The following is a 13,204-nucleotide window of genomic DNA, read 5'->3' as shown; positions in this document are numbered from 1 at the left end:
CCCGCCCCCGCGGCAGACGACGCCCAGCAGATCGGACCGGCCACGTGACCGCTCGAGTTCCCGCCGGCGTGCGCGCCGGCGGCCAGTTCACCATCGACCCCCGCGGCGAGTCCGCAGCGACCCTGGACCTGCAGCGCGCTGAGGACGCCCTCGACGCAGACGACACCCAGGCTGCCCGGGAGATTCTCGCCAGGGTCTTGGCGAGGTTCGAGCACCTCACTGCCGCGGAGGTCGAGGCCGACGACCGGCTGCGTGCCTCGTGGCTGGAGTCGGCCACCTTGATGTCCCGCGCGCGGGAGACGCACGCGAGGGCAGAGGACGCGGCCCTTCGGGAGGCGACCGCGACCGGATCCGTTCGCGGCCACGGCCAGGTGGTTCAGGCCGCAGGCGTGTTCGATGCGCGGAGGGTGGCCGTGTCCGCGGCTCAGGACCTTGAGGACATCAACTCGATGATGCGCGGAACCGTCCTGGGCCTGGCGAAGGCGCGAGCCGTGGTGAACGAGCACGAGCACCTGGTCGCGGTCGGTGCAGACGACCTGGCCCCCGCCCGACTCGAGCGCGCGGCGCTGGCGCTGCTCGCGACGGAGTCGGCCAGCACCCAGGCGTTCCGAACGGCGGCAGGCACTCTGCCACTCACGCACCCGGACTACCCCACCTGGGCCGGGGTGGTCCCGGTCGCCGTCGAGGTCCCTGACAGCGACCGGGCCACCCTGCTGAGGGTCGCGATGGTAGACGTGCGTCGCAGCCGCCTCGTGGGCCGAGTGACGCTGCCGGCGGCTCGGTGCCGGAACCTGCGCGGACAGTTCAGCATGACCGCTGTCGCGGGGGCGGTGCGCTGGATGGCCGCGCACCGGGAGCCGGCCGGCTCCGAGGAGGGCATGTCGCGGGCGCGGGCGTGCGCGAACCTGCTCGCGGAGCTGGACAGGACCATCCCGCCCTTCTGACGAGCACGGCCCGGGTGGCGCGCGCGGCCGGTGCCTCGCCGGTCGGGGACGCATCGCGCCGCCACGGGCCCTGGGCGTGCTCGGTGCACCTGGCGTCCGCCGGCGCGTGCGCCGGTGAGGGCCGCGCTCTCCTGCTCGGCGCGTCAGGCAGTGGCCGGGCTGGTCGCGAGCGAGCGCCCCGTGGGCGTTGCTGGGGGCCGTTTGGCGGGCTGCTACGCTCGCCGTCCCTCGCTCCGGTGCCCGCTCGGGCGCTGCGAGCGTAGCAGGGGCCACCAAGCGATCTTCGAAGGTCGAGCTGGCGTTTTGGGTGTTTCGTCCGACTCGCTCGGCAGGCTGCCGTGGGGTTTCCGCAGCCGCGACCCGCCCTCCGGAGACGTAAGCCCAGGTCAGGGGCAATTCTTGACCCTGCGGAGCTACGGAGGTGCTTTCACCACCTCCCCCCTTAGGAAGAGATGAGAAACACTCTCTTGGGGCAGGGGGCACCGGGGCCCTGGGGGGGGTTAGTACATGGCCCCCCTTATGTGACTACGAATACGTCTCCGTTACTCCGTTGCCCCTTGGTCTTAGGGGTGAGATCTCGGCCTGACCTGCATGGACAGTGTCATCGCTGCAACGGAGAGGGTTGCGGAGATGCCGACTCAGCACTCCGGCGCGCTCCGCAGCGGCACAAGCCGCCCGGGAGCCGCCCGCACATCTACGTCGCATGAGCCACCTCACGGATCGCGCAGCCACAGCCGGCGCAGCGGCAGCAGGCGTCGTAACCCGCGCTGGAAGCCGAGGGGCAGGCGACCGGTACGTTCCAGGGTGGCGCACCCAGAAGGTCGGCAGCGCGACCATCTCCACCTGCACCACCTGCTTGTGGCCTCACCGGAGCACCGACGCCGACCTGGCCTGCATCGCCCGCGTCGACCACGAGCTCCAGCACCGCCGAGGCCTGCAGCCGCCCGCTCCGCCCGCGGGGCGCCTCTCCGCCGCGTGAGGCTTCACCTCACGGGCGAGGCGTACGCCGTCCGCCGCCGCACATCTACCTCGCATGAGTCTCCAGCACCAGGCCCGCGTCCCGTCCGGCGTCACCACCGGCGGGCAGTTCGCGACCCCCTCTCGGGCAGAGTCCGGCGCATCGATCGCGGCCCCGCGTACGGACCGGAGACTCGACGTGCACGCGAGCGTCGCGATTCCGTCGCCGGTCGGCCTGCCGCCCGGGCTGCCCTCGACTCTCGGCGAGCCGGCGCTGTCCTACGCCCGCGACCCCGAGACGGACACGATCATCCTCACCGTCCACACCCCCGCCTCCGGGGAGATCGAGTTCCGGCGCGACGGGAACACGTTCGACGACGGCCTGTACGAGGGTCGCGTGCTCTCGCGCTCGGAGCGCGATGCGCTGATCACGTACGGCAGGCAGGTGCGCGAGAACGTCGACGTGGCGGCCTTCGCCGCCGAGGACGGCGTGCGGAAGGCGATCGAGGACGAGGTCCTCGCGATCGCGACCGGCCGCGCCCCCGAAGCCGAGCACACCGCGCTCGGCACGTCCGGCCACCTCGTCCGGTCGGCCGCGGCCCGCACCGCCAAGATCCTGGGCGCCTGGGTCGACGACGTCGACACCGAGCCGGAGACTGCGACCAAGGACGCACTGACCGACCTGATCCACTTCGCGCGCTGGCGCGGCCTGGACCCGCAGGAGATCTTCGAGCGCGCCCTGGAGCAGGCTGAGGGCGAGCGTGACGAGGACGGGGACCCTCGCGGCCAGGCGCTCGAGACCAGCGAGGCGTGAGCCCCCTGCACGGGGACGACGAAGGGCCAGGCCGGCCGCCGGTTCCGGGCCTTCTGGCGGCCGTCAGGAGGCGAGCAGCTGCAGGTCGACCCCACGACGCGACGCCACCCGGTTGAGCAGCCCAGGCCTCAGCGAGCGGCTGCTGAGCCGGGTGACCTGCGCAGTACCGAACTCGTAGCAGGCCGCCAGCTCGTCCACCTGCAGGGCGCATTCGCGGCCGAGCTCCACCGCAGCCTCGGCCACCTCCTGCGTCGCGAAGGGCCCCAGGAGCAGCCCACGGCGGGGCCCGGACCGGACAGAGACGTAGAAGCCGGTGATCTCCACGCCCGCCAGATGTGCGGACGACCAGAGCGCCCGCACATCTACCCGGACATGAGCAACCAGCCTCGCGTCCCCGCCGGCGTCCGGACCGGCGGCAGGTTCGTGCCCGGTGCGCGACCTGAGTCCGACGCTCAGCTCGCCCCTCGCTCTGCCGGCACCGTGTTCCCGCGCTCCGCCGACCGGGACAACCGACGGACCTGGCAGCACCCCGATGGGGTCGCCCGAGCGGCTGCGATCACCTCCTACGACGACGAGGCCGGCTGGGCCGTGATCGGTGAGGGCCTGCGGGTCACCTACCCCCGCCCGGTCCACCCCGGATGGATCGACACGGCACGTCCCGTCCTCGCCCAGCTGCACGTCGCCGGCCTGCACGGCGCAGCGGTGGCACACACGTCGGGGATGCCGGTGCACACCCAGCGCGACACCTGGACGCTGGACGTCGACCTCCCGTCCGGCCGCGTCCTGCATGTGCGCGGGAGCAACGAACCGGACCGGTGGGTGACCTTCGTCGGCCCGGGCGAGAGGGCACATGCACACGTCGCCGCGCCCCGGACCTTCGCCGGCCTGGACCAGGGCGCGACCGAGGCGGCACTCGACGCCATGCTCCGTCTGCACGACGTCCACGAGGCCTGGCGCGAGCTCGCGCCGCAGTCGGGCGTCGACTGGCGCTCCAGCCGGCCGGCGGTGTCTCTCGACGAGGGTGCCGTTCTCCTGCGGATCGACGCAGCAGCCAACAGCGGCCCGGACACCCTCGTGACGATCGACGACACCGGCGCCCGCATCACGGCTGTCGGCCAGTCCGGGGCTTTCGAGCCCGTCGAGCACGACCGCGACCAGCTCGCGCGCTTCGCCTCCCGCATCGGCATCCGCGGAGGCAGGCGAGCCGGTGCCGGCGAACGCGCGCGGGTTCTCCTCGAGCGCGCTGCGGCTGCCGCGAGTGACGGCCCCGCCCTGACCGCCGTCCGCGGGCACCGTCGACGCGTGGCCTCGCTGTCCCCGATCGAGGGCCCGCACATCTACCCGGCGTGAGCACCCAGACCCGTTCCCGTGTCCCCGCTGGCGTGACGACCGGCGGGCAGTTCGCCGCGGCTGCGAGGCCCGAGGCCGACGTCGTCCTGGCCCACGAAGCGAGGATCCCCGCTCAGGACGCCAAGCTCGATCTGCCTGACGGGCACGAGGTCGCCATCCGGAACACCCTGTCGGGCCACCCGAGGTGGCTGCGGGGAGTCGTCACGCGGGACGCGCCGCTGACCATCGGGCAGCTCGGCGTCACGGTCGGCGCGGGCGAGCAGGTCGCCACCTTCGTCCTCGACGCCGGGCAGATCCTGCCCTTCGTGGAGCCCGCCGAGTACGGCGGCGAGGACGCCGACACGATGGCCGAGGCGTTCGGCTGGTCGAGCGACGACTGGGGCTACTACTACGACGGCCGTGCCGAACGCGAGCAGACGGGTGCGTACCGCAACGGGCTCGACGACGGGCGCGCGCAAGCCGCGAAGGCGCGCACCGACGTCACCGAGGTGCTCGGCATCCTCGACAGCCTCAACTCCAGCGGTGCGATCGACCACCGGCACTACTCCGCGCTGCACGACGCGGTCAGCAACATGGAACCGGCACCCGAACAGCTCACGCATCCGACCGGAGCAGGGCGCGTGTCGGTCTACGTCGGCGAGCGTGACGGTGTCCCCGTGTTCCAGATCGATACCGACTCCCCCGGCCGCATCCGGATCAACCTCAACGACGGCTCAGCCGTCTACGACGGCGACCCGGAACGCGAGGAGCGCAACGGCACCCACGTGATGAACCGGACCGTCGCTCAGATGCGCGAGGCCCTGGACGCCTCCGGAACCGCGGAGCAGAAGGTGAGGCGTCTCGAGCTCATCACCGCGGTGCTCGAGACCGCCGGCTGGGGCGATACGGAGGACCGCTAGAGCTCCGGGCACAGCTCCACTTACACGCGCCGCACATCTACCGGAGGACCGCCGCCGCACAAGACCCCACTGGGCCCGCTGATCAGGGGCCAGACACACCCTCTGCTCCGAGCACGGACGAAAGTGACCTCTTCTCCATGAGCACCACCTCCGCCAGCCGCCGCCGCAGCAGGGCAGCGCTCACCGCCGCCGCAGTCCTGGGCGGCAGCGCCCTGCTCGGCACCTTCGCGCTCTACCACGACGTGGAGGTCGTCCGGGACAACGACTTCACCTCCGGCGTCCTCGACATCGGGCTCGAGGACCAGGAGTTCCACTTCACCGCCGCGGGCATGGCCCCGGGCGACGAGGTGCTCGACCGGGTCCGGGTGGTCAACCAGGGCACGGTGCCGATGTTCTGGAACACCAGCGTGACGGTGGCCGAGGGCGCCGAGATGGCGACCCGGCTCGCGACAGCGACGTACCCCGTCGACGACGCCACGGCGTGCACCGCCCAGGCCCTCGTGGACGTGGACCCGATGATCGCCAAGGACGGGTTCGCGGGGGTGGGCGACGTCGCAGGCCCCTCGACCGCACGCGTCCTGGACGTCGGCGAGCACCAGGACCTGTGCCTCAGGGTCGGCTTCGACCGTGACGCCACAGCCGCCCTGTCCGGGACAGCAGCCAACCTGACCTGGGTGTTCGACGGGTCCCAGATGACCCAGCCACCCGCCCCGGAGCACCTGAGGGTCCTGTCCACAGCTGGCACGACCAGCGTGATCGAGTGGGAGCCGGTCCCAACCGCCGAGAGCTACGAGGTCGACGGCGCCCTGACGGCCGACATCGCCGGCACCTCCGCCGTCGTGACCACCCCCGGCGGGCAGACCACCGACCTGCGGGTGCGGTCACTGAACCGCGTCGCGACGAGCGACTGGTCCGCCCCCACACAGGTCACCGGCCAACTGGCGACACCCCAGGACCTGCAGAGCACGACCGAGGGGTCCTCGGTCACGATCTCCTGGCCCGCGGTCGCTGGCGCCGAGCGCTACGAGCTCGACGGTGCCGCCGGGGCGACGATCGACGGAACCTCCGCCACGTTCACCGGCGCTCCGGGCACGCGCGCGTCCGTCCGGGTGCGCGCGGTCAACGCCGCCGGAGCGAGCGAGTGGTCCGAGCCGGTCGAGGTCGCCTTCGACCTGGACAAGGTCACCGGCCTGCGCGTCGTATCAGCGCAGGGAGCCTCCGATGTCGTCCTGACGTGGGACGCCGTGCCGTTCGCGACCGGCTACCTCGTCGACGGCACGGGGGCCCCCGAGCCGGTCGCCACCACCGACACCACCCTGAGCTTCGCGGCGGCCCCGGGTACGGCCCTCGACCTCAGCGTGCGCGCGACCCTCGGCGACCTCGTCGGCGCCGCCACGCAGCCCGTCCGAACGGGTGTCGCGACCACCGCACCGAACGGCCTGCGTGTGACCAAGGTCGAAGGCACCATCGTCTCGGTGGCATGGGACGCCTCCCCGAACGCCACCGGGTACGACCTGAACGGCGCCGCGAGCGGGGTCACGTACGACGGCACCTCTGCGACCTTCACCGGCACGCCCGGCGACACGTACACGCTCACCGTGACTGCCTCCAGCCCCGGCGGCACGAGCACGGCATCCTCGCCGGCGACCGCGACGCTCGCGCCACCGACCCCGACGGGCGTGGCCGCGTCGGTCTCCGGCACCACGGTCACGGTGTCCTGGAACCCGTCGAACGGCGCCACGTCCTACCTGATCGGCGGGTTCGGCGGCGAGATCACCTACGCGGGCACGACCGCGACGTTCAGCGGCGTCCCGGGCGCGACCTACACCAGTCTCGCGGTTGGGGCGGTCAACGCCGGTGGCATGAGCAACGCCTCCGCGCCCGCCGGGGCGGTGTCGGTCGCGCCGGCGGCACCCACGGGCGTCATCGCGGTCGTCAACGGCCAGACCGTGAACGTCTCCTGGTCCGCCTCCTCGGGCGCGACGTCCTACGTCCTGACCGGCGGGAACGGGACGATTACCTACGCCGGCCCGTCGGCAACGTTCACCGGCACCGCCGGCGAGACGTACGCCCTCCAGGTCCGCGCTGTGAACGCGGGCGGGCAGGGCGCCCCGAGCGCACCAGCGACCGCAACCATCGCGCCGCCTGTGCCCACCGGACTCGCAGCCACGCAGACCAGCGAAGGGTGGGGGGTCGACACATGGTGGAACGCCGCGAACGGCGCCACCAGCTACGAGCTGGTGGGCTACGACGAGCGCGGCACCCCGTACTACTACGACGGGACCCGGGCCAGCTTCGACGCGATGCCCGGCACCACCTACACCCTGCAGGTGCGGGCCGTGAACGCGGGCGGCAAGAGCGCGCTGTCGCCCGCGGTCGCGGTGACCACCCAGCCGATGACGCCGGCGACGCCGACGGCCTCGGTCAGCGGGAACACGATCACGGTCGAGTGGGGTGCGGTCAAGGGCGCCACGTCCTACGCGGTCACCGGCGCCAACGACTCCCTGGTCGTCGGGGCGAACTCGGCCACCTTCACGGCGGTGCCCGGGACGACCTACTCGATCCGTGTCGCGGCCCGCAACACGGGCGGTACGAGTGCTCCCTCGGACGCCGTCGAGGTCGTCGTGCCGAACACGATGACCATGACGTACAAGACCACGACGGCGAACGCCGTGGTGGAGCTGCCGATCTACGGCGTGACGACCGCGGGCACGATCGACTGGGGCGACGGCACCGTCGAGCCACTGACCACCGAGTACCGGCCGTCGATCCAGCCCGGGCCGAGCCACACGTTCACCGCGGCCGGCACCTACACCGTCTCGGTCAACGCCTCCTTCGACACCTTCGGCAAGAGCTCCAGGGCTCTGGGCGTCGAGTACCTGACCGCGGTGACCCGCTGGGACGACGGAACCGGCACCGTGGACCTGTTCAACGCGTTCCTCTACGCCACCACGCTTCAGTCGGTCGTCGAGCCCCCGCCCACCGTCACCTCCCTGTCGGGCACGTTCCAGAAGGCCACCTCCTTCAACGGCGACATCTCGGGCTGGGACACCTCGAACATCACCCAGATGTCGAACACGTTCAACGGTGCGACCGCCTTCAACCAGCCGATCGGCTCCTGGAACACTTCCAAGGTCACCACCATGACCGGGATGTTCACCTCGGCCGCGGCGTTCAACCAGCCGATCGGCTCCTGGGACACCTCCAAGGTGACCTCGATGACCGGGATGTTCACCTCGGCGACCTCCTTCAACCGGCCGCTGTCGACGTGGGACACGTCCAACGTGACCTCGCTGACCATGACGTTCATGGGCGCGACGTCGTTCAACCAGTCGCTCTCGTCCTGGAACACCGCCAAGGTCACCTCGCTGATGGGGACGTTCTCCAACGCGACGGCCTTCAACGGCAGCCTCGCCGGCTGGAACACCGCGAACGTCACCAACATGTCCGACACCTTCAACGGGGCGACGGTCTTCAACCAGCCGTTGTCGACCTGGAACACCGGCAAGGTCACGACCCTCATGTCGACTTTCGCCAACGCGAAGGCCTTCAACTCGAGCCTCGCCGGCTGGAGCACCGCGAACGTCACCAACATGTCCGACACCTTCAACGGGGCGATCGTGTTCAACCAGGCGATCGGGTCCTGGGACACCGCGAAGGCCACGAACATGTCCCGCACGTTCACGGGCGCGGCCAAGTTCAATCAGAACCTGTCGGGCTGGAACGTCGCCAAGGTCACCAGCCACGACATGTTCGACTCCTCGGCGACAGCCTGGGTGCTCGCCCGGCCCACGTTCCCGAGCTGACCGGCGCACCGTGACGGCGCGCCCCGGCATCGTGCCGGGGCGGGCCGTCGGCCTGTCCGCGCGCCGCACATCTACCTGGTGTGAGCCCAGCACCTCACTGCCCCGGGTGGGCAGCCTGGCGAGGGGTGGTGAGCGCCCCGCACCCCTGATGCGGCCAGTCCCACCACCTCACACACCCAGTCGGAGACCTCATGGCCCACCCCGCCCGATGCACCTTCGTGATCGACACCTCGGTGCTGCTGTCCGACCCGCACGCGTTCACCAAGTTCGCCGAGCACCAGGTCGTGCTCCCGATCGTCGTCATCACCGAGCTGGAGGCCAAGCGGAGCCACCCGGAGCTCGGCTACTTCGCTCGGGCGGCGCTGCACGCCTTGGACGAGCTGCGCATCAGGCACCGCGGACTGTCCGATGCGGTCCCGGCCAACGCCGAGGGCGGCACGGTTCGGATCGAGCTGAACCACTCCGAGACCGGCGTGCTACCGGCCGGGTTCCGTCTCGGCGACAACGACACCCGGATCCTGACGGTCGCGGCCAACCTCGCCGCGGAGCACACCGACCGCCGGGTCGTGGTGGTCTCCAAGGACCTCCCGATGCGGGTCAAGGCCTCGGCGATCGGCCTGGACGCGCAGGAGTACCGCGCCCAGGACGTCATCGACACCGGCTGGACCGGCGTGACCGAGCTCGAGGTGCCGGCCGACTACATCAACGCGCTGCACAAGGGTGAGCAGGTCGACCTGGAGGACCTGCTGGCCTCCTGGGATGGCTCCGCGGTCGCCCCGGAGCAGCCCGTCAACACCGGGCTGATCCTGCGGGCGGGGAGCCAGTCCGCGCTCGGGCGGGTGAAGCCCGACGGCACCGTCCGCCTGGTGCGGGGCGACCTGGACGCCTTCGGCGCCACCGGACGCTCCGCCGAGCAGCGGCTCGCCCTGGACCTGCTGCTGGACCGCGCGATCGGGATCGTCTCCCTCGGCGGCCGGGCCGGCACCGGCAAGTCGGCGCTCGCACTGATGGCGGGACTGGAGGCGGTGATGGAGCGGCGCGAGCACAGCAAGGTCGTGGTGTTCCGGCCGCTGTACGCCGTCGGCGGCCAGGACCTGGGCTACCTGCCCGGCACGGAGGGCGAGAAGATGGGCCCGTGGGGCCAGGCGGTCTACGACACGCTCGGTGCGATGGTCTCCAAGGAGGTCGTGGAGGAGGTCGTGGACCGGGAGATGCTCGAGGTGCTTCCGCTGACCCACATCCGCGGCCGGTCGCTGCACGACGCGTTCGTCATCGTCGACGAGGCCCAGTCGCTGGAGCGCAACGTCCTGCTGACCGTGCTGACCCGGATCGGGCAGTCCTCCAAGGTCGTGCTGACGCACGACGTCGCCCAGCGCGACAACCTCCGGGTCGGCCGGCACGACGGCGTCGCGGCCGTGGTCGAGCGCCTCAAGGGCCAGCCCTTGTTCGGGCACACCACGCTGGTCCGCTCCGAGCGCTCGGAGATCGCCGGCCTGGTGGCCGGCTTGCTGGGCGACTTCCAGTAGGCCTAGGCCGTCCCGATGAACGGCGGCCCGATCTAGCTGTACTGACCCGGACCGTTGTTGACGTGAGGAGAGACCTCCGGGTCGAGTGGGAGCGGTCTGACGGCTTCTCTCGAGCACACGGAGGTCTCTCGTGTCCCACGCTAACGCCCGGCTGACTCCTGCCGGCAGGTTGACCATGGTCCAGCGGATCGGTGCGGGTCGTCCGGTCGCGCATGTCGCCGCGGAGATGGGTGTCTCGCGCACCACGGCGTGGCGGTGGTGGCGCCGGTTCCAGGCTGAGGGCCGCGCCGGCCTGATCGACCGCCCGAGCGTGGCCCACACCCACCCGCGCCGTACGAGCCCTTGCGCCGAGACCCGGGTGCGGATCGCGCGGATGCTGACCCCGTCGCGGACCTGTGACGATCGGGCGTCTGGTCGGGTTGCCGGCCTCGACCGTCGGGCGGGTCCTGGCCCGGCACCGGGTTCCGCGGCTGGCGGACTGCGACCCGGTCACCGGGCAGGTCATCCGCGCCATGCGCCGCACGGCGGTCCGCTACGAGCACCCGCACCCTGGGTCGCTGGTCCACATCGACGTCAAGAAGCTCGGGCGGATCCCTGACGGCGGCGGTTGGCGAGCACACGGCCGGGCGTCCACGGTCGATCACCGGCACAAGAAGGTCCCGACCGGATACGACTACGTCCACACCGCGATCGACGACCACTCCCGCCTCGCCTACGCCGAGATCCACACCGACGAGAAAGGCGTCACTGCCGCCGGGTTCCTGGCCCGCGCGACGGCGTTCTACGCCGATCACGGCATCCAGGTCGAGCGGGTGATCAGCGACAACGCGTTCGCCTACCGCAACTCCGCCGTCTTCCGGCAAACCGCGGCCGACCTGGGCATCGTCCAGAAGTTCATCCGACCGCACTGCCCCTGGACCAACGGCAAGGTGGAGAGGCTGAACCGAACTCTGGCCACCGAGTGGGCCTACTCCCGCATCTGGTCATCGAACGCCGACCGCGCGGCGGCCTTGGCCGCCTGGCTCGAGCACTACAACATGGACCGACCCCACCTCGGCATCGGCGGCCTCACACCCATCGACCGCGTCAACAACGCAGCGAGTCAGTACATCTAGCCGTGCTGAGGTCGGGCCGCCCTAGACTCCCGATCGTGGACGAGGAGCCCCGCGACGACGGGCCGGGTGGGCGCAACAGGGCGAGCAGCGCCCCGCGCCTCGTCGAGCTCATCAGGAGCGTCAGTGCCCTGAAGACCGCGGCGGTGCAGGAGATCAACGCCACGACGATCCTGGTCGGTGCGACCGCCGTGATCGACGTGGACGCGCGCCTGCGAGCGGCCTTCGCTCGAGAGACGCTCCGAGCGGCTCAGCGCGCGGGCGCGACCGACCTGCTGATCACCGTCTGGACGGAAGACGATGACGACCTGGAGGTCGCCGAGCTCGTGGGCATGGAGACGCTGCACGAGGCGGAGCGCGCGGGACTGGCGTGGCGGGAGAACTCGGTGTTCCTCGTGCACGCCAAGAGCTGGCGCTCACGGGGCGCCGGGGAGCTGGAGGCGCTGACCTCTCACCTGCGAATGCTCTCGGACCTGCACCGCCCGATCAAGGTCACAGCCGACGTCGCCCTGCTGGCGATCGAGGCGGAGATGTCAGAGAGCCTGACCGACGCACCCGCAGGAGAGCGGCCCGTGCTGTGCCACCCGGGCCACGACTCGCACCGTGGCCCGGCGTTCCAGTTCGACCTCGCGAGCGGCCGGGTGCATCCCGTGGTGCGCGAGCTGGCCGGGACGCTGCGCTACGCCGAGGACCCCGTGGGCTCGTACTCGTGGTGGACCCGCAGGAACTCGTGGATCGCCGCGACACCCGCCGAGCTGCTCGGCACCGGCCAGGACGACCTGATCCGGTTCGCAGCCGCCCAGATCCGCGAGGACGCCTGGTGACGAACAACCTGCCCCCGACTGCGTACGCCGGAACGCCGCAGCTCCTCACGCTGGCAGCAGGGACCGAGCTTCACCGGATCGGCCAGTACCGGTACGGCGCGACAGCGTTCAACCCGGGGCCGAGCCATCGGTACTACGGGGGTGGCCGGTTCGACTCCACCGATGATGATCGATACGGGTTCATGTACGCCGGCCTGACGATGGACGTGGCGGTCGCTGAGCGCCTGCTCCGCGATCAGGTCCCCGGTCCGTCTGGCGCGATCGCACTGCCCCAGGCGGCCCTCGACGGGCTGCACGCCTACACGGTCACCCTCGCCCTGGAACTCCAGTTGGTGGACATGACGGGGAGGCCGGGGCTCTCCTCCGTCGCCCAGTCCCCGTGGCTGACTACCGCCGAGCCGCGCGACTACGCCCAGACCCGCCACTGGGCTCACTGGATCCGCACGCAGTGCCCCGTCGCCGCCGGCTACATCTGGGTCTCGCGTCGCGAGCCCGCCGGGCGCGTGGTCGTCCTCTTCGATGACCGGACGCCTAACCCTGCGTCGGCTCTCCTGACGCCGGACCCTTCGTCGTTCATCAGGCTCGACGACGAGTCCGGCCGCGCCTGGCTGCGCTCGGTGCTGGCGAGGCAGAACGCGACCGTGTCCTGAGGCTCACGGCCCGCACATCTATCGGGCATGAGCGCCCAGCCCGAGCCCGCCCGTGTCCCTGCAGGCATCTCCGCTGGTGGCCAGTTCGCCACCCAGCCGCGTGCCGAGTCCACTGCGTCCCTGGCGCTGCACGCCACAGGGGTGCTGATCCGCAACCGGGAGACCGGCGCCACCCACGCCGTCCATGAGGACTGCCTGGAGGCGCTGCAAGCTCAGTCCGCCACGGCGTTCGACCCCTTCCACGGGAGCTTCGCGGTGCTCGGCCCGCACGTGGGCCAGCTCGAGTGCAACTACACCGGCTGCACCCACTGACAGCCGCACA

10 protein-coding genes and 1 pseudogene are annotated in these 13,204 nt (G+C 71.3%); 10 read left to right on the top strand and 1 reads right to left on the bottom strand.

All coding sequences use genetic code 11. The features are described 5' to 3' along the window. Positions 1 to 68: 68 nt before the first annotated feature. Both HNR08_RS17000 and HNR08_RS16995 read left to right on the top strand, forming a co-directional pair. Positions 69 to 944, top strand: a complete 876-nt coding sequence (locus HNR08_RS17000) for a hypothetical protein (protein WP_146837899.1) — start codon at positions 69 to 71, stop codon at positions 942 to 944. Positions 945 to 2,100: 1,156 nt separating this feature from the next. Continuing rightward, positions 2,101 to 2,715, top strand: a complete 615-nt coding sequence (locus HNR08_RS16995) for a hypothetical protein (protein ID WP_183835155.1) — start codon at positions 2,101 to 2,103, stop codon at positions 2,713 to 2,715. A 63-nt stretch (positions 2,716 to 2,778) separates the two neighbouring features. Here HNR08_RS16995 and HNR08_RS16990 read toward each other — a convergent pair whose 3' ends face one another. Further along, entirely contained in the window at positions 2,779 to 3,039 is a 261-nt protein-coding gene (locus HNR08_RS16990; protein WP_146837903.1) for a hypothetical protein, read from the bottom strand. Between the two features lie 48 nt (positions 3,040 to 3,087). Between HNR08_RS16990 and HNR08_RS16985 the strand changes: the two genes are divergently transcribed. The 8 genes and pseudogenes from HNR08_RS16985 to HNR08_RS16950 all read left to right on the top strand — a co-directional run bounded on the left by HNR08_RS16985 (position 3,088) and on the right by HNR08_RS16950 (position 13,194). Then, positions 3,088 to 4,065 (top strand): hypothetical protein, encoded by a 978-nt coding sequence (locus HNR08_RS16985; protein ID WP_146837905.1) that lies wholly within the window; start codon positions 3,088 to 3,090, stop codon positions 4,063 to 4,065. A gap of 32 nt (positions 4,066 to 4,097) precedes the next feature. Then, a complete protein-coding gene (locus tag HNR08_RS16980) occupies positions 4,098 to 4,964 on the top strand; it encodes a hypothetical protein (protein WP_183835154.1) in 867 nt (288 codons plus the stop codon). A gap of 137 nt (positions 4,965 to 5,101) precedes the next feature. After that, positions 5,102 to 8,770, top strand: coding sequence for a TasA family protein (locus HNR08_RS16975; protein WP_146837909.1), 3,669 nt, complete (start codon positions 5,102 to 5,104; stop codon positions 8,768 to 8,770). Between the two features lie 191 nt (positions 8,771 to 8,961). Then, positions 8,962 to 10,296 (top strand): PhoH family protein, encoded by a 1,335-nt coding sequence (locus HNR08_RS16970; RefSeq protein WP_146837911.1) that lies wholly within the window; start codon positions 8,962 to 8,964, stop codon positions 10,294 to 10,296. Between the two features lie 130 nt (positions 10,297 to 10,426). After that, positions 10,427 to 11,411: pseudogene (locus tag HNR08_RS16965) on the top strand (IS481 family transposase). A 35-nt stretch (positions 11,412 to 11,446) separates the two neighbouring features. Further along, on the top strand, positions 11,447 to 12,232 hold the full coding sequence (locus HNR08_RS16960; RefSeq protein WP_183835152.1) for a hypothetical protein: 786 nt from the start codon (positions 11,447 to 11,449) through the stop codon (positions 12,230 to 12,232). Then, entirely contained in the window at positions 12,229 to 12,882 is a 654-nt protein-coding gene (locus tag HNR08_RS16955; protein ID WP_183835150.1) for an RES family NAD+ phosphorylase, read from the top strand. Before HNR08_RS16960 ends, HNR08_RS16955 begins: the two co-directional genes overlap by 4 nt. A gap of 27 nt (positions 12,883 to 12,909) precedes the next feature. Further along, complete coding sequence (locus HNR08_RS16950) at positions 12,910 to 13,194, top strand: hypothetical protein (RefSeq protein ID WP_146840763.1); 285 nt, start codon at positions 12,910 to 12,912, stop codon at positions 13,192 to 13,194. The last annotated feature ends 10 nt before the right edge of the window (positions 13,195 to 13,204 follow it).

Origin of the sequence: Cellulomonas hominis, from assembly GCF_014201095.1 — a bacterium.
Lineage (GTDB): Bacteria > Actinomycetota > Actinomycetes > Actinomycetales > Cellulomonadaceae > Cellulomonas > Cellulomonas hominis.
The sequence above is the reverse complement of the archived record's forward strand: the minus strand, read 5'-3'. Positions and strand labels throughout refer to the sequence as shown.

What these genes read in the sequence shown, in the direction of transcription:
- HNR08_RS16975 (WP_146837909.1), top strand. Translation starts at nt 5,102, where the DNA reads ATGAGCACCACCTCCGCCAGCCGCCGCCGCAGCAGGGCAGCGCTCACC.
- HNR08_RS16970 (WP_146837911.1), top strand. Translation starts at nt 8,962, where the DNA reads ATGGCCCACCCCGCCCGATGCACCTTCGTGATCGACACCTCGGTGCTG.
- HNR08_RS16985 (WP_146837905.1), top strand. Translation starts at nt 3,088, where the DNA reads ATGAGCAACCAGCCTCGCGTCCCCGCCGGCGTCCGGACCGGCGGCAGG.
- HNR08_RS16950 (WP_146840763.1), top strand. Translation starts at nt 12,910, where the DNA reads ATGAGCGCCCAGCCCGAGCCCGCCCGTGTCCCTGCAGGCATCTCCGCT.